At 42.6% G+C, this 21,706-nt stretch carries 19 protein-coding genes; 6 read left to right on the top strand and 13 right to left on the bottom strand.

Features of this window, described 5'->3' with window-relative positions:
- The first annotated feature begins 28 nt into the window (after positions 1–28).
- Both araA and RB622_RS20370 read left to right on the top strand, forming a co-directional pair.
- Complete coding sequence (gene araA / locus RB622_RS20375) at positions 29–1,519, top strand: L-arabinose isomerase (RefSeq protein ID WP_308048480.1); 1,491 nt, start codon at positions 29–31, stop codon at positions 1,517–1,519.
- A 33-nt stretch (positions 1,520–1,552) separates the two neighbouring features.
- On the top strand, positions 1,553–2,254 hold the full coding sequence (locus RB622_RS20370; RefSeq protein WP_308048479.1) for an L-ribulose-5-phosphate 4-epimerase: 702 nt from the start codon (positions 1,553–1,555) through the stop codon (positions 2,252–2,254).
- 65 nt (positions 2,255–2,319) lie between these two features.
- On the opposite strand, the gene RB622_RS20365 is transcribed toward RB622_RS20370, so the two are convergent.
- From RB622_RS20365 to RB622_RS20335, 7 genes are all read right to left on the bottom strand, one after another.
- Positions 2,320–2,463, bottom strand: a complete 144-nt coding sequence (locus RB622_RS20365; RefSeq protein WP_308048477.1) for a hypothetical protein — start codon at positions 2,461–2,463, stop codon at positions 2,320–2,322.
- A gap of 146 nt (positions 2,464–2,609) precedes the next feature.
- Positions 2,610–2,828, bottom strand: a complete 219-nt coding sequence (locus RB622_RS20360) for a hypothetical protein (RefSeq protein ID WP_308048476.1) — start codon at positions 2,826–2,828, stop codon at positions 2,610–2,612.
- Between the two features lie 322 nt (positions 2,829–3,150).
- A complete protein-coding gene (locus RB622_RS20355; protein ID WP_308048475.1) occupies positions 3,151–3,540 on the bottom strand; it encodes a response regulator in 390 nt (129 codons plus the stop codon).
- Positions 3,541–3,545: 5 nt separating this feature from the next.
- Complete coding sequence (locus tag RB622_RS20350; protein ID WP_308048474.1) at positions 3,546–4,637, bottom strand: hybrid sensor histidine kinase/response regulator; 1,092 nt, start codon at positions 4,635–4,637, stop codon at positions 3,546–3,548.
- Positions 4,634–6,793, bottom strand: coding sequence for a 7TM diverse intracellular signaling domain-containing protein (locus tag RB622_RS20345; RefSeq protein ID WP_308048473.1), 2,160 nt, complete (start codon positions 6,791–6,793; stop codon positions 4,634–4,636). The genes RB622_RS20350 and RB622_RS20345 overlap by 4 nt, the downstream gene beginning before the upstream one ends.
- A gap of 17 nt (positions 6,794–6,810) precedes the next feature.
- A complete protein-coding gene (locus tag RB622_RS20340) occupies positions 6,811–7,554 on the bottom strand; it encodes a hypothetical protein (RefSeq protein ID WP_308048472.1) in 744 nt (247 codons plus the stop codon).
- A complete protein-coding gene (locus RB622_RS20335; protein WP_308048471.1) occupies positions 7,554–9,845 on the bottom strand; it encodes an Rv1355c family protein in 2,292 nt (763 codons plus the stop codon). Before RB622_RS20335 ends, RB622_RS20340 begins: the two co-directional genes overlap by 1 nt.
- A 381-nt stretch (positions 9,846–10,226) precedes the next feature.
- On the opposite strand from RB622_RS20335, the gene RB622_RS20330 reads away from it, so the two are divergent.
- Together RB622_RS20330 and RB622_RS20325 are read left to right on the top strand one after the other, a co-directional pair.
- Positions 10,227–10,694, top strand: a complete 468-nt coding sequence (locus RB622_RS20330) for a response regulator (RefSeq protein ID WP_090335046.1) — start codon at positions 10,227–10,229, stop codon at positions 10,692–10,694.
- Between the two features lie 859 nt (positions 10,695–11,553).
- Positions 11,554–13,695 (top strand): right-handed parallel beta-helix repeat-containing protein, encoded by a 2,142-nt coding sequence (locus tag RB622_RS20325; RefSeq protein ID WP_308048470.1) that lies wholly within the window; start codon positions 11,554–11,556, stop codon positions 13,693–13,695.
- Between the two features lie 52 nt (positions 13,696–13,747).
- On the opposite strand, the gene RB622_RS20320 is transcribed toward RB622_RS20325, so the two are convergent.
- The 5 genes from RB622_RS20320 to RB622_RS20300 form a co-directional block, all read right to left on the bottom strand.
- Positions 13,748–14,605 carry a dienelactone hydrolase family protein gene (locus tag RB622_RS20320; RefSeq protein WP_308048469.1) on the bottom strand — a complete coding sequence of 286 codons (858 nt, stop codon included), beginning with the start codon at positions 14,603–14,605 and terminating at the stop codon, positions 13,748–13,750.
- A 77-nt stretch (positions 14,606–14,682) separates the two neighbouring features.
- On the bottom strand, positions 14,683–16,956 hold the full coding sequence (locus tag RB622_RS20315; RefSeq protein WP_308048467.1) for a cation:proton antiporter: 2,274 nt from the start codon (positions 16,954–16,956) through the stop codon (positions 14,683–14,685).
- Positions 16,957–17,127: 171 nt separating this feature from the next.
- The gene (locus RB622_RS20310) at positions 17,128–17,850 is read right to left on the bottom strand and encodes a response regulator (RefSeq protein WP_308048466.1); all 723 of its coding nucleotides are present in this window, start codon (positions 17,848–17,850) and stop codon (positions 17,128–17,130) included.
- Complete coding sequence (locus RB622_RS20305; protein WP_308048465.1) at positions 17,813–18,517, bottom strand: histidine kinase; 705 nt, start codon at positions 18,515–18,517, stop codon at positions 17,813–17,815. The genes RB622_RS20310 and RB622_RS20305 overlap by 38 nt, the downstream gene beginning before the upstream one ends.
- 83 nt (positions 18,518–18,600) lie before the next feature.
- Positions 18,601–19,191: an outer membrane beta-barrel protein gene (locus tag RB622_RS20300; protein WP_308048464.1), complete on the bottom strand. Its 591-nt coding sequence runs from the start codon at positions 19,189–19,191 to the stop codon at positions 18,601–18,603.
- 183 nt (positions 19,192–19,374) lie between these two features.
- Here RB622_RS20300 and RB622_RS20295 point away from each other — a divergent pair, with 183 nt between their 5' ends.
- A complete protein-coding gene (locus tag RB622_RS20295) occupies positions 19,375–19,686 on the top strand; it encodes a MerR family transcriptional regulator (RefSeq protein WP_308048463.1) in 312 nt (103 codons plus the stop codon).
- 41 nt (positions 19,687–19,727) lie between these two features.
- Entirely contained in the window at positions 19,728–20,957 is a 1,230-nt protein-coding gene (locus RB622_RS20290; protein ID WP_308048462.1) for a M20/M25/M40 family metallo-hydrolase, read from the top strand.
- Between the two features lie 112 nt (positions 20,958–21,069).
- On the opposite strand, the gene RB622_RS20285 is transcribed toward RB622_RS20290, so the two are convergent.
- Entirely contained in the window at positions 21,070–21,591 is a 522-nt protein-coding gene (locus tag RB622_RS20285; protein WP_308048461.1) for a metallophosphoesterase family protein, read from the bottom strand.
- Positions 21,592–21,706: the final 115 nt, after the last annotated feature.

The following is a 21,706-nucleotide window of genomic DNA, read 5'->3' as shown; positions in this document are numbered from 1 at the left end:
CAGATTATTAAATATAGATTCCTTATCAATGTTGGATTTAAAACAGTTTGAAATTTGGTTTGTCACAGGCAGCCAGGATTTATACGGGGAAGAAACACTTCGCCAGGTGGACGAGCACTCCAGGATAATCAGCCAGTTTTTTGACCAAAAAGCAGAAATACCGGTCCGGGTTATTTTTAAACCCGTCGTAAAATCAACTGATGAAATACACCGGATCTGCCAGGATGCGAACGTAGCAGAGAATTGCATCGGCATCGTAACCTGGATGCATACTTTTTCTCCCGCCAAAATGTGGATTCGCGGTTTGCAGATCCTGCAAAAACCATTGCTGCACTTGCACACGCAGTACAACCGGGATATTCCGTGGGCGGATATTGATATGGATTTTATGAACCTGAACCAGTCGGCGCACGGCGACCGTGAGTTTGGTTTCATCATGACCAGAATGCGGCTGAACAGAAAAGTGGTTGTGGGTCACTGGCAGCAAAATGATGTCATCGGCGCCATCGCGGACTGGTCGAGAGTGGCCGCGGCCAGACACGATATGAAAGGCGCGAAATTTGCGCGTTTCGGTGATAACATGCGTCAGGTTGCTGTTACGGATGGTGATAAAGTGGCCGCTGAAATGGCATTTGGCTTTTCGGTAAACACGTATGCGGTCGGCGACCTTGTTTCCGTGATCAATCAGGTTTCGGATGAAGCCGTGAATCTGTTGACGGAAGAATATGAAAACAGTTACAGTTTGGTAGCTTCGCTGCACAACGGCGGTGAAAAACATACTGCTTTGCGGGATGCTGCCCGCATTGAGCTCGGCATGAAGCACTTTCTTGAAGAAGGCGGTTTCAAAGGTTACACTAACACCTTTGAAGACTTGTACGGGATGAAACAATTACCGGGTATCGGCTCCCAACGTCTGATGGCTGCGGGTTATGGCTATGCGGGTGAGGGTGACTGGAAAACCTCTGCGATGGTGCGCGCACTTAAAGTGATGGGCAGCGGATTACCGGGTGGAAATTCTTTTATGGAAGACTATACGTATCATTTTAATCCGACAAATAACCTCGTTCTGGGCTCTCACATGCTGGAAATTTGTCCAAGTATTGCGGCCGGAAAACCTTCCTGTGAGATCCATGCGCTGGGTATTGGCGGTAAAGAAGATCCCGTACGTCTGGTTTTTAATGCACTGGCCGGACCTGCCATCAATGTTTCGCTTATTGACATGGGTAACCGTTTCAGGATTCTTGTCAATGAAGTGGAAGCCGTGACAGTAGAGGAGGCATTGCCCAAATTACCGGTGGCAAGGGCACTTTGGAAACCTGCACCGGATATGAAAACAGCTTGTGCCGCCTGGATTTATGCCGGAGGCGCCCACCACACCGTGTATAGCCAGAACCTGACGACTGAGCACATGGAGACATTTGCAGAAATGATGGGTGTTGAGCTTGTCGTCATTGATCAGGATACAAAACTTCGTCAGTTCAAAAATGAATTGCGGTGGAGCGAAGCGTACTACAAGTGAAAATAATACCAGTCAGAGGCAAATAATCAGAAAATGTCATATACTTATTTGAAAGAGCTGGTCTATGAGGCCAATATGGAAATTCCACGCGAGGAGCTTGCCATCGTCACCTTTGGCAATGTGAGCGGGATCGACCGCGCTGCCGGTGTCATAGCCATTAAACCCAGTGGTGTGCCTTACCATAGGCTAAAAGTGGAGGACATTGTGATCGTGGATTTGGATAATGTGCTGGTGGAAGGTTCCATGCGGCCCTCATCGGATACCAAAACACACACTTTGTTGTACAGAAATTTCCCTTCGATAGGAGGGGTTTGTCATACACATTCCACCTATGCTGTGGCCTGGGCACAAGCGCACCGCGCGATCCCGAATCTGGGTACTACGCATGCGGACCACCTGGTATCGCCGGTTCCGGTAACGGAGGTAATGACGGATGAAATGATTCTGGGCGATTATGAACATGAAACCGGCAATCAGATCCTGGATCTTTTTACGAAAGAATCGCTGAGCCCCGAAGAAGTTGAAATGGTGCTCGTGGCTTGTCACGGGCCTTTTACCTGGGGGAAAGATCCGGCCAAGGCAGTTTATAATGCCATTGTTCTGGAGGAAATTGCGAAGATGGCATTTCTGACCTTACAGATCAATCCGGCCATAACGACGATTAAACAAAGTCTGATTGACAAACACTTTTTCCGTAAACACGGGAAGGATGCCTACTATGGGCAAGGATGCTGATTTTTAACGAATAATGGTTAATCATAAATTGTTGATGGTGAACATGAACGATCTATCATTAACCATTATTTTTTGCCGGATTTTTTAGCAAGTTCCCTCATTTGTTGGAATGCTTCCTGGCGTGACATACGTTTTTCGCTGGATTTTGCAGCCTGAATGGATTCTTTGTCAAAACGTCCTTTAAGAAAATTAAGCAATGCGAATATCATGGGTCCTGGTATTGAATTTTGTCTTTAAAAGCTGATGTAAGGTGAATTTAAACCCTTACTCAAAGCTAAGTAAAGAAATTGATAATTTCTACTCGCGGCAGGCTATTAATAGGGACGAAAAACGGGATTTTAATAGTCGAATTAAATTAAAGAGAGTCGTCCTGTGGCGGGGTTTTAATGCCTGCTGCGGTCTTTTTTAATTTAGAACCAGGCACAAAATCGCCTCCGATCCATCTGACAAAATTCTTGGAATGCGATTTGTAAATCTCAATAGACAGGGGTTTAATACCACTAAATTCTACTTCCTGTACGTACTGATCATGTAATTTTTTAATTTCTGTTAAGGTCTGACTGTCAGTTCTCATGCGGGGTTATGAATAATTAGATGTTTATGATAATGAGAGAAATCTCTTATTAAAAATATACCTGATAGCGAGGATGTATTTGTTTTTTTAAATTATTTATAAATAAACATGATTTAGTTATAAATAAAAAACATGCTTAGCGATGTACAGCCAGCGGGTATGTCTGGTGTGTTGCATTAAGTTACAAATTGAGAAAAACCGGTCGCTCTTCCGTTAAAAAAAGTGTGCGGGAGTTACCTGACAAAAGCGTTGTGTGTATGGAAGCTTTGAGAAAGTGCGCGTCTGAGCAGTATGACTTACAAAGTCTATCTTACCAGAGCGTTTACTCCTGCAAGATAGACTTTAACAAGCCGATTTCCAATGGTTTTGAAAGCAAGTCAATAATATGCAGGCTTGCTTTGGCTTTTTCTATGTCGCGTGTGTCGATTGTAGAAGAAAGCATGTAAATCCTGGTTTTATTTTTTAACGATTCGGGCAGCAGGTCAAATTGTTCGATAAATTCAAAACCGTTCATTCCCGGCATTTGAAGATCAAGCAAAATAACAGTTTTGGGAAGATTTTCACCTTCCTCTACAAGAAAATCCAAAGCATCCTGTGCGGCATTGAAAGCCTTGACGGAATTGCCGATACCACTTTTAAAAATTAATTTTTCGTAAATAAATAAATCAAAAGCGCTATCATCAATTAAGATAAAATCAAATTGATTAGTCATAGTTTCTATTTATTTACTGAAGGAATATCTATTTGGAAAATACTCCCTTCGCCAAGTGTTGAGGTTACATTTATTGTCCCTTCCAGTTTTGTGATGGCTTCATGAACAATGTATAGTCCTATTCCAGATCCGCTGTTGGTAGCCCCGGCTCGGTAGAACATTTTAAATATTTTTTCAACATCATTCTTTTTTATACCCAATCCGTTATCCTCAAAAGTGATTTTCGTATGTTCCGGGGTAGCGTTGATCGTCAGTTTTATAAACGGATTTTCCTTGGTGGTGTCCTGAAATTTCACCGCATTGGTAATCAGGTTATTAAATATGATCCGTAATTTCATCGTGTCGGAATAGAAAACACCGGTTTGGCTGATATTGGTGATCACATTAATTCTTTCGAATTCAGGTAAAAATTTGATCGCTTCGGTAACGTCATTGACCAGTTGCTGGAAATTAATTTCAGCAATGGACTGAACACCTCTGGCGTTTTTATAATAGTCGATGATGTTGATAATAAAAGTATCGAGCTTTTTAACCGATTGTTTGATCAGGTCCAGATATTCATTCTGCGACTGGACATCTTCCTCCATTAAAGCCAGGTTTACAATCCCAAGCACCGACATCAGCGGCGCGCGCAAATCGTGAGAAGCGCTGTATACAAATTTATCAAGCTCTTCGTAGGCCTTTTGAAGGTCCTGGTTCCTTTGTTTTAATTCAGCCCGGGTTTTGAAAATATCATAGGCGTGCGTGATTGCATTTTCAACGTAGGTGTAATCCCAGGGTTTATCGATAAACCTGAAAACCTCACCCTTGTTGATGGCATCAATTGCGGCACTGATGTCTGTATGACCGGTTATCAGAATCCGGATGGACTCAGGAAACTTGCTCCTTATTTTTTCAAAAAACTGGACCCCTGTCATACCCGGCATCCTTTGGTCGGCAAGAATCACATGGAATTCTTGCTTTTCCATAATCTCTTCTGCCTCTACAACCGATATTGTAGTGGTAATGTCATACTGTTTCCGAAACGATGCTTTAAACGATTGCAGGTTATGCTCTTCGTCGTCTATGTATAATATGCTTATTTTTCTATCACTCATTGAGATTGTGGTAGCGCTAGTTTTTTAGTTATCGGGAGTGTAATAACAAATTCGGTCCCCTGGTTGACTTCTGATATTACTTCTATTGTTCCGTGATGTACCTCTATAATTTTGAAAACGATCGATAACCCCAATCCTGTCCCTTCGCCGACGTCCTTCGTCGTAAAAAAAGGATCATAAATTTTGGCCTTGACGGCAGCACTCATGCCCATCCCGTTGTCTTTTATCGAAATGGTTACGTGTTCGTTATCTTTCAAAAATGTTCGTACACTAATCATTGGTTTTCGGTCAGTGAGATCACCTTTCTGAACGGCATAAATGGAATTGGTAAGGATATTCATAAATACCTGGTTCATTTTACCACCGTAACACTCCACGTTTGGAATACTGCCAAGATCTTTTATCAGGGTCATGTTCGTCCCCATCTGATAGTTTAGTATGACCAGGGTCGACTCAATTCCTTCATTTATATTAACAAAGTTCAGGTCTGATTCATCTACTCTTGAAAAGATCTTTAATCCTTTCACTATTTCTACAGTGCGGCGCGCGCCGTCTTCCATTCCCGTGAGTAAAAGTCCCAATTCTGTTTTGATATAATCCAGATCAAATTCATCTTTGAGCTTTTCAATCTGCACCATTTTCTGTTTTACACCTTCCAGTGAATCAATATTTGGAATTTCATCATATGAATCCAGAATTGTAATCACATCATCAATATCCCGCCTCAGTGGCCGGATGTTTGAACTCACGAAGTTAATCGGATTATTGATCTCATGCGCAATACCGGCGGTCAACTGTCCCAAAGAAGCCATTTTTTCGGATTCGATCAGTTGTGTCTGCGCATCTTTCAGCTTGTTGAGCGTATCGTTCAGATCCGCGTTTGCCTGCCTCAGCTCAAGGGTTCTTTCATCGACCCTTTTTTCAAGAACGATATTCTGCTCTTTCACGATTTTTTGGTTTTCCAAAGAAACACGTAGTGCCTGTTCCTGAGAAAATTCCCGTTCCTTTTTCAGGATGTTAATTTTATCAGCCAGTGCAAAGGAAAGAAGAATTACTTCGAAAACGGTTCCCACCTGCATGCTGTAATTGGTAAAATCATTATAGGGTAAAATATTAAGATTCCGAATAATGTAGAAAATTAATCCCGTTAAAAACATCAGCCAGGCAAATAGGAAAAACTTGGCCGGCCGGTAATTCTGCAAAGAAAGGGAAATTGCCAGCACAAGGGTGCAAATGGTTCCGGATAAGGCAGAATAGTCAACAAGGCGGTAACTAATCAGATCATAGCCCATCACTCTGAATACCAGGGCAAGCATATAGCCACAGGTTACGACCGTCAACAGGTGATGCAGCACCGGAGATTTGGTTCTGGTGTGTAAGAAGTTTTTAATAAATAAAATAGTAAACAAGCCAGCCAATGAAGGAAACATTACGTAGGCAAGATTGTTGAACGCCGGCGTATTTGACCAAAGGTATTTGAATGTATAGCCGGATAGTGTAAGTTGTGTAAGACCTATGAAAAATATATACAATACATAGTATAGATAGCTTCTTTCCCTGACTGAAAAGTATACAAAGAGATTATACAAAATCATAACCAGAAGAATACCTATTTGTATGCCTGTCAGAATTTCTTTATACAGGGAAGCATCGTAGAAGCCTTTTGGCGTATGCAGGACAAATGGGATAATCAGTTGTTCTGTTCCCTGGATTTTAAGAAAGAAAGTTTTAGTTGCCCCGGGAGGAATTTTTAATTCGAAAATAAAATTGGGATTGTTAATTTTTCTGGCACCAAAGGGTTCATTCTCAGAGTTTTTTTGTAAAAGTTCCCCGGTTTCTCCTGAATACAACTGACACAAATCGATCATGGGGTATGCCAGCTCAAGAAGAATTATATCATCAGGTGTATGATTCTTCATTTCCAGTTTTACCCAGAATGCAGAATTGCTTAAACCGAAATTAGGCGAATCGACATGACTTTTTTCAAACTGCTGAGACTTTACCTCGGATAAAGTCATGCTGTTGTTTTTATCTTCAAATGTTTCTATGGATTTTCCAACCACCAATTTCTCTCCATAAAAATCTATTACGGAAGCGAAACAATTTGGGTATGGAAAAAGTAATATTGCGAAAAGTATAATTCTTATTGTTTTCATTTAAAGGAGAGAATTTTTCAACAAATTATTTTCTGATAATTCGTTTCTACTTTTTCACTGGTAATATAAGATGAATTAATTTGAGTTTCATAAAGGATGTTCATTTCACCTTTAGGCCCGGATTCGATGACTTGCTGAATTGGATTGGCTCTCAGGTCAAAAATTTTTTCTCTTTCATCCGGCATAGCCGAGGGCAGGTTCACAACATCGTTAATGATCAGTGCCGTTGCGATAAGTCCTTCTTTGGGGTAATAGAAAGTTCCATTGTTTCCCAGCTCACGGATGATTTCAAAACCGACTCTTGCACAGTTTCTCAGCGTAGCCGGTGAGCACAAGGCCATCAGATACTGCACATTCACCTGACGGGAAATAGCAACACCTATTCTTCCCAGAAATATACTGCCGATACCGTAACCGGCTACTTCTTTAGAATTGAACAAGCCGCAGAACTCACCAATGGTATGATTGCCCAAACCGTCAACATAGCCGTATATGGACGGATCTACCTTGGCAATGGCATCTTCCATCGGCATTTTTAAATCCACTGAACGAATTTGTATTCTGCCACCTCCGTATATTTTATCACCATCTTCAGACTCAACAATGATAACATACGTGTTAGGGTCGTGCAGCCAGGTGTGGTTTGCCGAGGTTACTTGCTTCACGCCGTATGACTCCAGCACCTTTCGATGCCCGTCAATGTATCGCAAACTGTTTTCAACATCGTCAGGTGCGCGGTATGCTCTAATTCTAGCTATCATCAGGATTTCTTATCAACTACATGAAATGTTTCATTAAATGGTAGTCTCAGCGATTTAACTACGGGTTTCTCAGCCTTGGCAATTTTGAAAAGAAATACTTCTGCCATGTTGTTTCTTAAAGGAATTACATTTAAGAAATTTTGCCGGAGCGCCAGTAGTTTGCTGCCTTCATCATCATCTAACCCTTCATTGCTACCATGCAACACTCTGGGGAATAGATAAAATGGAGATATAAGCGGGTGTATAGCATAGCCAAGCATTTCTGCTTTTAACCATAGACGTTCAAGGGAAATTCCCCCCTCGAAAAAGTTTTTCGGATTATAATCCGGTAATGTTATTATGCCCAGTGCAGAGGCGGATTCAATTACTTTTCGGCTTACGTCGATCAGGGCTTTACCGCCGTCAATGGATTTAAGCACCTGTACAATTTCTTTGTCTTTTAAAAGGGATAAAGCGGCAAGTTGTGAGGAGTCCATGCCCAGCGTCTGGATATCGATTCCATCTGCGGAGTTTTCGGCCTCTTCCCTCGTCCATTTCATTTCTTTGTGCACAAAATCTTTATGCCCATTTTTATTGAGCAGCCTGATACGGTCGCACGCTCCAATGATTTCGGCCAGCGCGTCCATTTGTACTGCGTCTTTTATAATGATTAACCCGGCACCCGTAACACTCTCCGCCGCTGCTTTCAGGGCGTCAAAGTCCTCAGAAGAAATAGGTACTGCTTCTGATGGATTTCGATTGGTACATCGGTCGTAAATAATGTTTACCGACTCGGGCGAAAATACTTTTTCAAATCCTTCATCAGGCGTTTCACTAAATTGAATTGTTGCAACCAGCGCGGATGAAGTATCCAGTGGGTATAAATTTTTCTTTACGTAAAGGCCAAGCTGATGGCTTTTAAGGATGATATTTTCAAATGCTGCACCAAAAGAAATGTTTGACGCGATATTATCGAAGTTTCCAAACGAGTAGGCGCGGTGCATATCGTGAAACAAAAATAATGTCCCTTCCCGATACAACCATTTCCATGGCTGATCATTCCCTGTTGAAGGTGCCTGACATGCTGCCTTGACGATTTCTTCAATGGTTTCAATATCAGGACTAAATGGAACCGGCTGGTGGTCGAATGAAGCAACAAGTGCCGCTGCATCATTAAGGTTAAACGGCTGGAACGGATTTTGAATCGTGTCGGCCTTTTCGATCGTTTTATCCCTGATTATGGCTTCGGTATCTACATAATACCGGCCCGATTCCTTGTACTGGTTTAAGAGTATCCTGCGCGCTACATCCGTGACTACACCCCCTCCCAAAGTTACTGAACTGGCCAGTTGAGGCCAGGTGCCAATCGACTGGCCTACCTCCAGCAAGGATACTCTGCCTCTTAATGAGCTGTTTTTTGCATCAACAATCTTGATAATCAGTGGTATCTTTTGTTCATTACTAAGATTTTTCATCTTAGCAGGGTCCAGGTCTCCGATTAAGCCATGAAAAATAGGGCGATCTGGTTCTATGTCAAATCTTTCGACATCGAGCATCCCCCGATCGCTGGTTTCCATCAATACCGGAATTCTGTATTTTTTGGCTTCATTGCGACATAACAATTTAATATCCAGTTCATCACACTCATCAACAAGGATATCCAGTTTGCCGCCTTCCAGTAAAAAAGCTTCGATGTTATCTTCAGTAACTCCTTCCAGATAACATTCAATTTCTATGAATGGGTCAATTTCCGCAATTTCACGGGCAGTGACGACACATTTATTTAACCCGATATTTTGAATTCCGGTTTTGATCCGGTTCAGGTTACTTAATTCGATCGTATCAAAATCGGCTATTTTTAGCTTGCTGCATATTCTTTCCGTGGCAACACTCAGAGCAACCGCATGTCCTACGGAAAGTCCAATTATCCCAATGGTCTTACTGAACAGACTTTGCTGCTCGGTAGGGGTTATTTTGAACTGATTACGGCTGGTTCTCAGTTCAATAAACTCTTCTCTGTTGAGTATGTGAATCAGGCGGTTCAGCCAGGGATAGTAGACCCAAATGCCCTCATGATCTGCGGTTTTTCCTTTAATCCATGTGGTATATAACGCATCAGTATCCGCAGCACTTAGTTTTTTTTTAGGGTTTCTGACCTTGAATAGCTCTTTTTTTTGGGAGGAAAATAAATCAAGAACTATCTTATCCGTATTGGCTGAAATAATTTCGTCGAACTTTTGTTTATCGGCCTCCTGGCTTAATTCAAAGAAAACAGGCAAATAGGTTTTACTTAACTCTAAATCGTGGTACATCTTTTTAAGCTTGCGTTGAGCAGTTATATTTTCAGGAAATTTTCATAAAAATCCGCTTAGGTCTGACAATCTAAACATAATTTTAGAAGAACAATAATCCAGCGGATAAGTTATTCCAGCATTGCCGCCCGGAGGTAACCGCTGGTGAAGTATTTCTTATCGTACAAATGAGATTAAGAGAATAGATTATGTTGTTTTAGTAACAATAGCGCCGTTGTTTAGTTCTATTAATTTTAGAATATGTTAATTTATAATCAAACATATATATTTGTACGGATACATTAAAATTACCGTAGAAATATTATTACGTATTTTGAAAATAATCGTGTATTTTTAGAAAGATGAATTTATAAGTTTATTTCAGAGTTTACAACCTTAAAAATGGAAAGCCCCGAGAAAATAAGTATCCTCTATGTGGATGATGAAGTAAATAACTTGAATTCTTTTAAAGCAGCATTCAGAAGAGATTTTAACGTACTAACCGTAACTTCGGGCAAGGAGGGACTGGAAGTTCTTAAGTCAAATAAGGTACATGTCATCATCACAGATCAGCGTATGCCGGAGATGACCGGCGTTGATTTTTTAATTGAAGTATTAAAGGAATACACGGATCCGATCAGAATCCTATTAACCGGATACTCAGATATTACCGCTGTTATTGACGCTGTTAACAAGGGTCACATTTATTACTATTTGAATAAACCGTGGGATGAGCAACAGCTACGGATTATCATCAAAAATGCATATGAAATTTTTAGTTTGCGGGAGAAAAACCGGGATTTGCTTGAAAAATTAATCGATGCAAACAACCAGCTTGAATTTTTGCTGCGGCAAAAACTGATTTCATAATTGGCATTATCTCGCGGGTTCAGTGCAGCCCGACTTATCGAAATATGCATATTAAATGAAGGATTATCTTCTTTTGAAAATGGGACCATTTTTATGAAATGGTCCCATTTTTATTTCCCTGACCAGATATCCCACTATGTAGTAGCATGTGGAAAAAAGCAACGCCGATAAAATAATGGCGGCCAGAAAAAGGTTTCCGATAACGTGCAAAAATGTGATTAATTCAGACATAACGGTTTTTGATGAAGTTTTTTTGAATTTTTATTTTAACCGTTAAATAATTATTCCCGTCGTTTTTTTGCGTTCTTTTCCCAAAATCCTTATAAATCACGGCGGTGTTTTTTGCTGTCGTCTCTGTCATTCCGGTTAAAATCCTCGTTTTTTTTTGACGCATGATGCCAAGGGTAGTTGATCAGTCGGCTGAACGGAAGTTTGGCATACGGAGCCAGCTAGCCGATCGATACCTCAACGGGAGTCATTCTTGTCGATTTGGGTTGTAGAAATAATTCGGTGGGTTCGTTGACGTCCCAACCGCCATATCGTCCTAACTTCTCTAATAATTCCCATGAAAAGACGAACCCTGCTGATTGAGAAATGCGTTTTATTTTTCTATCCCGGTGAAACGGTCATGCGGTTTTGAATTGCGTACTATTGTTTCAAGTGGAAAAAACTTAGACATGCTGATCAGAAGTTTGCGTTAATTTCGCAATCGGATATCATTTGCTGCCGCCAATCGTCATGCGTAGTGAACCAATAAGTAGTTAATGAAATTTAAAGTTGCAGAAACGCTCCGGGTAATGGAATTTTGTACCCAGGGTATGCATTGCTTAACCAGATTTAAGTCCAAAAGAGTCATTTTATGAAAATAAGTGTCAGTGCGGGAAGTAATAAAATTGTGTTTGTGTTTTTGCTTGTTCTCGTTTTTTCGGCGAGCCGGGCTGCTGATTCCTTTTTTGTGTCATTGAATGGAAATGATAACAATGCAGGAACCAGGGAAAGCCCTTTTGCTACCATTGCAAAAGCCCGGGATGCGGCAAGAACACTGTCATCGAAAATACAGCCGGCTATTATCTACCTTAGAGGCGGGACTTATAGCTTTAGTCAAACACTGGAATTTAATGAGGATGACCAGGACCTGGTCATCATGCCCTGGCCAGGTGAGACTGTGGTTTTTACGGGTGGCATCACCGTTAATCCAACGAAAGTGCTGCGTTTAAGCCGAACGGAATACAAGAATGAATTTCCGGAATTTTTACAAAATAAAATAGGGGTGTTGGACCTGCGGGAAATTGGTATCGCTGATTTTGGAGATTTGCGCAGTGTAGGTTTTTCAAGACCGTACATGCCGTCCTGGCTTGAATTGTTTATCAACGATAACCCCACTAGCCTCGCGCGCTGGCCGAATGATTCGACGGTGCTGATGGGGAATGTACTCGACAAAGGGTCGGTTGTAAGAAATGGGGACCAGACAAACCGCGGCGGGAAGTTTAGCTATGGTACCGTCAGACCTGCCGCTTGGAAACATTCAAATGACATCTGGATCTCTGGGTATTTTAATTATGGTTATGCGGAAGATGCCGTTAAACTTGCTGCAATTGATACACTTGTCGGCACTTTTACGACGGTACAGCCGCATCTTTACGGATTCGAATCGGGGAAGGCCTGGAACCGCTGGTATGCCTACAATATCCAGGAAGAAATCGATCAGAACGGTGAGTATTATCTGGACCGGGAGCGAGGCTTATTGTTTTTTTACCTACCGTCTTTGATTACAAAATTGGATTTATCGCTGTTGAAAGAGCCGATGGTGGCTATTGAAGGTTCGAGAAATATCACTTTTAAAAACATTTCTTTCGAGGTTTCGCGCGGCATGGGTGTCTACATGGAAAGATCGGAAGGTTGCCTTATTTCGGACTGTATTTTCAGAAACCTGGGTTCGCTTGCCGTTTCTATCGGAAAAGGAATAACGCCGTTTGAGAGTCAGAAACATGAAGGAAGTGGTCAGGAGGCTTCCAGGCTGTTGGGGAGCCTGGATCAGCATATGTATGAGAATACAACTTTTAATCGTCAGGGTGGAAAAAACAATCGGATTGTAAACTGCCATATCTATAATACCGGGGCGGGGGGTGTCAGTCTTGGTGGTGGTGATAGAAAATCTTTAACGCCTGCGGGCAACAGTGTTGAAAATTGCCGGATACATGATTTTAACAGGATTGAAAAATCGTACCGGCCGGCGGTAAGTATCGACGGCGTAGGAAACCGGATATCGAATTGTGAGATTTACAATGCGCCGAGCATGGCCATCCTGCTGAAGGGCAATGATCACGTACTGGAGTATAACAATGTCTACGACGTTTGCCGGGAAATTGATGATCAGGGAGCGTTTTATTACGGCCGTGACCCTTCTGAGAGAGGTCACAAGTTAAGATTTAACTATTTTCATCACCTTGGAAACAACCATAGAACCTCCGCGGTATATCACGACGATGGCGCTTGCGGGATGGAAGTTTTTGGCAACATATTTTTCAAAGCGGGCACGATTCCTGTGTTGATTGGCGGAGGGCAGGATATCGCTTACAGCAATAATCTCTTTATTGACAGTCCGTTGGGGATACACGTGGACAACCGTTTTCAGACCTGGTCCAGAAATTCACTAGCAAAAGACGGGATCATAGACAAACGTCTGAGTGCTGTAAAATTTGATCAGCCGCCGTATGCAACCCGTTATCCCGAACTGGCCGGTTACTGGAAGCAGGATCCGGCAGTACCCAAGCGGTTATTTTTCGACAGTAACGTTTTTGTAAAAGTAAAAACAACGCGGAAAGGAGAGGACAGCTGGTACAACTGGTCGGATACCAACCGGGTTGGTGATACTTATCCCTACAACTGGAAAATGATGGATAGTCGGCATTTTGTTCCGGACGACACCCAGATGATGACACCACCGGGCTGGCAAACCTTGCCGGTTGACAAAATTGGCAATCTTAAAAATTACAAATAAAAAATTCCTTCCCGGCCGGGAAGGAATTTTTTGTGCTATAACAAAGGAAACATCAGGAGATTTGCGCTTTGAAAATTGTCAGGGTTCTTTCCCAGGCCAGTTTTGCAGCCTCCGGGTTATATCTGGTTGGTGCGGAATCATTCAAAAATGCATGCTGGGCACCTTCGTAAACATAAAGTTCATATTTGACACCGGCTGCCTTTAATGCAGCTTCGTAGGCAGGAATCCCGGCATTGATCCGTTCGTCAAGCCCGCCGTAATGCAGCTGGACAAACGCTTTGATCTTCGCAGCATCCGCGGCTTCCGGCTGACGGCCGTAATAGGCTACTGCGGCTTTCAAAGTTGGCGAATGAACGGCGAGCTGGTTTGAAAGCGCACCTCCCCAGCAAAAACCGATACAAGCCGTTTTACCATTACTTTCCGGGCGGCTTTTCAGATAATCGAGCCCTTTGAGGAAATTGTTGAGATTTTTCGGGGCATCAATTTTGGCGAATAACGCCCGGGCTTCATCTTCGTTTTCGGGTGTTCCGCCAAATGGTGCCAGCGCGTCGGCAGCCAGGGCAATATAACCGGCTTTGGCCACACGTCTGGCAATGTCTTTGGTGTGAGGATTTAAGCCCCGGTTTTCATGAATGACCAGGACCGATCCGTATTTACCCGGTTTTTTCGGCCTTGCCAGATAACCTCCCATGGGCGAACCGTCTCCGTCGAATTTGACATCTTCAACGACTATATCATCATCACTTTCTGCGATGGTCGCGGCATTGGCATAATTTACTTCCAGAAAGGGTAGCAATGCCAGCGCAGCAGAAGTGCCGCCGGCTAGTTCTGCGAGCCTTTTTAGGAAGTGATCCCGGGTCAGTGGTTTATGTGTGTATTCGTCAAAAAGATTAATAATACGTTGATCCATAGCTTATCGGGGTTAGTGATGATGGTAAATTTACCTAAATTTTCAAGATTTTTAACTCTTTGGGAATAAGCTTCCTATTAAGATCTGATCATGAGTACCGATGGCGAATAGGACAGCCATAAACTATGCGTTTCAACTGCTTTTTTCCAGCTATCCATGCTGATCAGCATCAGGTCCTGCTGTTCGAGAAATTCCTTTTCGATTTTCTTATCGTGGTACAGCGCAATGTGGTTTGGCGCAATTTGCTCAATGGCGGAAATGGTTTCTTTCAATTCCGGATTTTGCCGGATTACGCCGCTTGCGTCCAGGATAATGACTCTGGCATCACTGTGGTGTATCAGTTTTTGTGCGAAGATCAGTAGGAAACTATCGCTCAGTGAGAAAATCGGGATGAAGATGTTCTCAATTTTTCGCAGGTCTTTTTCAACAAAAATACCCACCGGAATTCTTACCGACTTGATAATATGCTTGGTGCGGTCGTCGAAAACGCTGTAATCAAAAAATCTTTCCTTACCCGTAATGGTATCGTAAAGTCTTTCCGGACTTATGATTTTTGTCGTGAAGCCCAGCACTTTCCCCAGAATGGTACCTTCAAAAACATTGTGGCCAATCCCGACAAGTAGCAGATCGAAGTTTCCTATGTTGGCGGTTTCTATGATATCCCTGTCAATATTCTGAGAAGGTTTGAACATGGTGATAACCGGAAGATTCAGTTTGCTGGCTTCCTGTTTGATGGGTTCAAAACTTTCCTGCTCGTATTCTTCCGAGTTAAACTGGTTCAGGTCATTACTGGGAGATAAATGCAAAGCCGTAATGCTCGCATTGGATGGCGCTTTTTTGATAAAACTGTGCGCAAGACGCAGCATGGATCGGCCGCGCTGCGGGCTGCCGAAAGACACAAGAATGGTATATTTACCGGTTTCAATCACCGACCCGGGAATCTCAGGATTCTTTTCCGGCAGGAACCGGTTGACCAGATCAAGCGCGGGACCGGTCATGCAGGTTGTGACAAGTGCCATGATCACCATCATCGCAAAAATTTCAGGCGTTAGAACACCCAGGTCATAACCGATATTGAGCACGACTAGCTCCATCAGTCCGCGGGTATTCATTAATGCACCCAGAATAAGGCTATCACGCCAGTTTTGCCCGACAAATTTTGCTGCCAAGGAGCTTCCTGCGAATTTTCCAATGACGGCAGCAGCGATAATTAATGCGGTAATCTGCCAAAGATATGGATCGTTCAGCAGGCCGATCTGGGTTCTTAATCCCGTGAATACAAAAAATAGCGGCAGCAGCAGCACGAGTGCTACGTCTTCTACTTTTTCAATAAAAATGTTCCTGAAATTTTGATTGGCGGGCATAATCACCCCAGCCATAAATGCGCCAAAAAGGGCATGGATACCAATCACTTCGGTGACATAGGAGGAAACCAGCAAGGTGATAAAAAATACCGCCACCACCGGTTTGGTTAATCCTTCCTTATAAGAATAGACATCGCCCAGTTTTTTGAGAAAAGGCTGCACCACTTTCAGCATGATCAGTACATAGCTAGCCGCCATCAGGATCGTGTAAACAGAACTGATGAAGGTTCCCGCTTTGACAATGGCAATAACGGCAGCCAGGATACACCAGGCCGTAATATCGTCCGTGGCAGCACAGGTGATGGCCATGGTGCCCAGTTTGGTTTTAGACAAACCCCTCTCCTGAACGATTCTTGCCAGGACCGGGAAAGCGGTGATACTCAATGCGATGCCGGTAAAAAGGGCGAAGGATAGAAAATTAACTTCTTTGGGCGCAAACTGTTCGTAGATAACAAAAGCCAGCCCTATACCCAGCGCAAAAGGGAAAATAATGCTGGCGTGACTTACGACAACGGCTTCCTGTGCCTTGTTTTTAAGTATTTTAAGATCCAGTTCCATACCAATGACGAACATGAAAAGGATCAGCCCGATCTGGCTCAGAAACTGAAGGTTTCCCAATGATTTTACAGGAAACAAAAAACCGGAAAACTCCGGATAATACATGCCAATAAAAGACGGTCCCAGGAAAATGCCCGCCGCGATTTCCCCGATCACCGTGGGTTGTTTTATTTTCTTACAGATATAACCAAAAGCCCTCGCGACGATGATGATCGTAATGATCTGTAAGAGCAGGATGGCAAGCGGACTGGTTATATTCTGCCGATAAGTCTCGATGAACTGGTGCCAGTGGGAGCTGGTCTCTGTTATTTTTTCGATGGTTACTTTACCTGCTTCAAGCTTTTCGCCCTGAATAATGATAAGATACATGAGTATGGAAAAGGCACCTATCGTGAGTGTATAAAAGAGTAGATTTCTTATGTTTTTCATAACCGGGTTATAAATTTAGGCCCAAATTTATCTCATTCCTGTCCCGGTATTTTCAGGTACGGCACGTCAGGGGTTAATTATGTAATGAACAGGTAGTATTTTGTAATGAAACGGATTCTTCAGTATGCTTTTCAATAGTTTTACCCGGGGCGAAATTGGGATACTGAATAATCAGCCCGTAACCTTATCCATAAATTCTTTACGGAAATTGTCTCCGAGCGTTAGTACAAGCTCTTTTTCAGAACCTTCGGGTAGGATTGTCGTGGTGATTTCGTGATGTGTGAAAAACCGGACAGCCTTTAGCGCTACAATATCTTTTTTGCTGATCCGGCAGAAACTATCTTCCGGCAATTGCGAGAGCAACTGCTCGAAAGAGACATTTTTAAGAATAATCTCGACGCCGTTTTCCAGATAGGCAAGCTTGTCGCGCTTATCTTTTTCGGCGGATGTAATCAGCAGAAGCTGGTCAAAACCAAGCAGTGCCTTGCCTTTATTGGTATTGAGCTGTATAAACTGTTTTTCGGATTTTCCCTTTTCAATAAGCTTTGCTGCTTTCGCAACCGCTTTTTCCAGGCGTTCCTTTTGGATGGGTTTGCGTATGTAATCGATGGCATCCAGGTCAAAAGCTTCTGCCGCAAACTCCTTGTAGGCCGTGATGAAAATGACAGGTTTTCCCTGTAGCAACTGCGCAACTTCCAATCCGTTCAGTCCCGGCATTTCAATGTCGAGAATGCATAAATCGAAATCCAGGTTGGTGCTTGCCTGCATCAGTTTTAACGGATCGTTAAATGCTTTTACAACCTCCAGCTCCGGAATTTGTTCGCAAAGCATGCGCAGGTAGGTTAAACCGGGCAATTCATCGTCCAGCAGAAGACATCTGAGCTTTCTGTTCAAGCAGGTTAATTTTCAGGTGAGCAATGTAAATATTATTTTCGGTCCTGTGTTCCAGCGTGTAACGAGGGCCATAAACCAGGTCAAGTCTTTTTCTTAAATTCTCTTTACCAAAACCACTTTTTTCTTTTTTTAGTATCGGTTTAACACTGATTTTATTGGAAACAACCAGCGAAAAAGTAGCGTCGGTCAACGTCATGACAATGGCAATAAATGCATCCGGACTTTGAATATCAGCATGTTTGAAGGCATTTTCAATCAGATCGATTGTGATTAACGGGGCGATCAGTTTTTGATTCAACAGGACATCTTCCGGATCGATTCTGTTTTTTATCCTGAGGTCAAACAGCGGACTTACCTTTAACCGGTTGATCTCGATCAGGCTGAGCGCAAAATCGGTTTCTTCTTTTAAAGTCACATAGTCGCAATCGCTTTCGTAGAGGATGTAGTCGAGAACATTGGACAGTTTATCTAGCGCATAATAACTCTGGTAAGCGTGCGACTGGATGGAATTGAGCACATTCTTAAAAAGGTGCGGATTTAATTTTGACTTGATGGTTTCCAGCTCAAAGTTTTCTTTCCGGACGTCGGTTTCGTTCAGCTTTTGTTCAAGTTTTTCTTTAAGTCCGGCTTCGTTTTTAAGGCGAACGACTAAGTAGATTATCACCATTAAACTGATTATCAGCATGAGGATGATCGTGTACAGAAAAATACCGGAAATGTTGACTGTGCCTTCCATACGGCAAATTACACTCAAAACCGGTATCCTACACCAAATCTTATGCCTGCTTCGATAATTCTTTCCTGATGAGGTTCTTTGTCTAAGGCAAAAATGGCATGCTTCTGAAAGTATGGATTAATTGAAATGGTTATCCTGTTGAAATCATATTTGGCGCCGATTCCCAGTCCGGCGCCCAGTCCCGACTGCCCGTCAAAACTCTTCTTTTCTTTTTTATTAATATGAAAATCAGCAATAATACCACCGTTGACGAAAAAATATTTTCCGAAAGTGTAATTGGCATAAATAGGCACGGAGAGCAGTTCAATATTTTCCCGGCGGAAAGTCCGGACTACATTGGGGTGAAAAACGGGCGATACTGAAAATTTGTACCGTGAATATTCCAGACCGGTTTCGAAGGCAAAATTATTTTTCAGCGTTTTAATATATCGCAGTCCAATCATTCCGGCACCTTTTCCAAAGTGACTTTCAGTACCTTCCAGGTCGTTTTTTCGGGCAAGTTCATTCGCGGCGAAACCGTAGGAAATACTCAGCCGATGTGAAGACTGTGCAAAAGAACGCAGCGAAAAAGTGAGAAGAATTAAAACAATGTAGATATTTTTCATGTTGACTCAGGAGGAAAGAACAGCGGATGGATTGCGAACGAATTTGAAATTACTAAAAATATGATGTAACCTGTATTAACTCAAATTTAAGATTGTTAAGCTTTATTAAAAAACTAATTGTTTAGAATAATTATAATTAACGAAAATAGCTTACTACATTTGCCAGTACCAGATATCACGACTATGGAACCGAACTCGAAATTATATTATGACACCAATGAAGTAGCCGCGATGGTCGGCTGCGAGGCTTCTGCTTTACGTTTTTGGGAAAAGAAGTTTCCGCAGCTGGCACCCAAAAGAGACTCAAGAAACCGGCGCCGTTATACCGAACGCGACATTGAGGTGATCAGGAAAATCATGCATCAAAAAGATAAGCAGGGGCGTACGATCAAGGGCGCTCGTGAGCAGATGCGCAGAAAAGAAGAATCCCAATTAATGATTTACAGACTGACCAGGGTGAGAGATTTCCTCACAGAGCTAAGGGATAGTTTATAATGATCATGAAGGTTATTTAGTGTTTGAGATAATAATAAAAAATGAAAAAAATATTTCTTTCGGTAGCGCTTCTGATAGGCGCCTCAGGATTTGCCCATGCGCAAAAAATAAATTCTGCTGATATAAAAAAGCATATTGATCTGCTGGCTTCTGATGCATTCGAAGGGCGGGGTACGGCAACTTTGGGCGAAATCAAAGCGGCTAATTACATCGCAGATTTATTCAGGAAGTCGGGATTGAAACCTGCCGGGACCAACGATACCTATTTTCAGCCTTTTCAGATAACGGCCGGGATCGATGGTGTTGCGCATCAGATGACAGCCCGAAATGTCGTAGGATTTCTTGATAACGGAGCAGAAAAAACGATTGTTGTCGGCGGACATTTTGACCATTTGGGGAAAGGTTATCAAAGCGGATCGCTGTCGCCGGATAGTAAAAATTACATCCACAACGGTGCCGACGACAATGCCTCCGGGACTGCCGGCGTGCTTGAACTGGCCCAATATTTCTCGTCAAACATGGTGAAGGAAAAACACAATTTTCTTTTCATCGCCTTTTCGGCTGAGGAGCTCGGTTTGCTGGGTTCAAAGTACTACACGGAAAATCCGACGGTGCCTTTGAAATCCATTTCTGCGATGATCAACATGGATATGATCGGTAGATTTAATGAGGAAAAAGGAATTATTATTTCGGGATGGGGGACAAGTCCGGCCTGGGGAGCCATAATCCCGGATCTTGCCAGGAAACAAAGTATGAAATATACGATCGACTCATCCGGTGTCGGGGCTTCGGACCATACTTCGTTTTACCTGAAAAATATTCCGGTACTTCAGTTTTTCACCGGCGGCCATAGCGATTATCACAAGATCAGCGACGATGCTGATAAAATTAATGTCGCAGGAGAGGTTAAGATATTAAACCTGATTGTGGATTTGCTGGAGAAACTGGATCATGAGAAATCTGAACCGGTGTTTCTGACAGCCGGGAACCCTCATTCGGGTGCGACAACTTCTAATTTTAAAGTAACATTGGGTGTTATGCCTGATTATAGTTTTTCGGGAAAAGGCCTTAAAATCGACGGTGTGTCAAAAGCGCGCCCGGCCGATATTGCCGGGATAGTCGTTGGTGACGTGATTACCAAACTGGCCGGAAAAACGATTAATACGATTTATGATTATATGGAGATACTGGCTGATCACGAAAAAGGTCAGCAGGTTGAAGCCGAACTTTTGAGAGGTGCTGAGAAAAAAGTAGTGAAGATTACTTTTTAATTGAGCGTTTGAGAATGGGTGGTTAGAGAAATCAAGTTTTGGAAACGGGGACGCCCAGTCTTGACTTCTCTTTTCCATAATTCACTTCTAATATCAACGAGCCTCTTTTTTTCTAAAATATTTCCGCCTCAATCGCTCCTCGTTTTCCCAGTTCAATAACTTCCATTTTACTGATCAGCCCCTCGTGCAGATTAAAGCGCAGCAATGTTCTGATCTTGTGAAACCCTTCACGCCCGGCTGCGCCCGGATTAATGTAAAGCATATTTTTTAAATCCTTATCCCGTATCACGCGCAGGATATGCGAATGTCCGCATATAAAAATGTCGGGCAATTCTGATTTTAGCGTCGGCATCACCAGCGGATTGTAACGTGGTGGTGCACCTCCGATATGTGTCATCCAGATGCGGAATCCTTCCAGTTCAAAGTGTAAATGCTCATGTGAACGCCCCTGTATTGCCTTCTCGTCAATATTTCCGAAAACAATGCGGACGGGTTTAAATGCTTCTAATTGGTCAATAATCGCTACTGAACCAATATCGCCGGCATGCCATATTTCATCACAATTGGCGAAATGTTCAAATATGCGTGGATCAAGATATCCGTGGGTGTCAGAAAGCAAGCCTATACTTTTCATTTATCGTGTTTGTCAATGGGTGCGCGTCTTGTTTTATCCTTAAAAAATAAATACCAATAACAGTATAATAAAATTGGATTATGGTAAGTTCTTTTTGAAATATAGAATCTTTCCA

Source organism: Dyadobacter sp. LHD-138 (assembly GCF_030929615.1).
Taxonomy (GTDB): Bacteria; Bacteroidota; Bacteroidia; order Cytophagales; family Spirosomataceae; genus Dyadobacter.
Note: the sequence above shows the minus strand (reverse complement) of the source record. Positions and strands in the feature narration are given on the sequence as shown.